Origin of the sequence: uncultured Virgibacillus sp., from assembly GCF_947495635.1 — a bacterium.
In the GTDB taxonomy this organism is placed as follows: Bacteria; Bacillota; Bacilli; order Bacillales; family Amphibacillaceae; genus Virgibacillus; species Virgibacillus salarius.
Genome location: NZ_CANMAB010000243.1, coordinates 1 through 301, shown reverse-complemented (window position 1 = coordinate 301; position 301 = coordinate 1). Strand labels below are relative to the sequence as shown.

Annotated in this window: 1 tRNA gene; it reads left to right on the top strand. The window is 45.8% G+C overall.

What is annotated here, in order from left to right:
• The first annotated feature begins 137 nt into the window (after nt 1-137).
• A tRNA-Lys gene (locus Q1A47_RS20680) sits at nt 138-213 on the top strand.
• Nucleotides 214-301 lie beyond the last annotated feature (88 nt).

The window sequence follows — 301 nt, the reverse complement described above, 5'->3', positions numbered from 1 at the left end:
GGCCTAGCTCAACTGGTAGAGCAACTGACTTGTAATCAGTAGGTTGGGGGTTCAAGTCCTCTGGCCGGCACCATTTTATACTTGTTAATTATGTACGAGTTATTAGTTCGCTAGAACTTCTAGAATTAAAAATTTATGAGCCATTAGCTCAGTCGGTAGAGCATCTGACTTTTAATCAGAGGGTCGGAGGTTCGAATCCTCCATGGCTCACCATAATAATATAATTTTGCGGGTGTGGCGGAACTGGCAGACGCGCTAGACTTAGGATCTAGTGTCTTCGGACGTGGGGGTTCGACTCCCT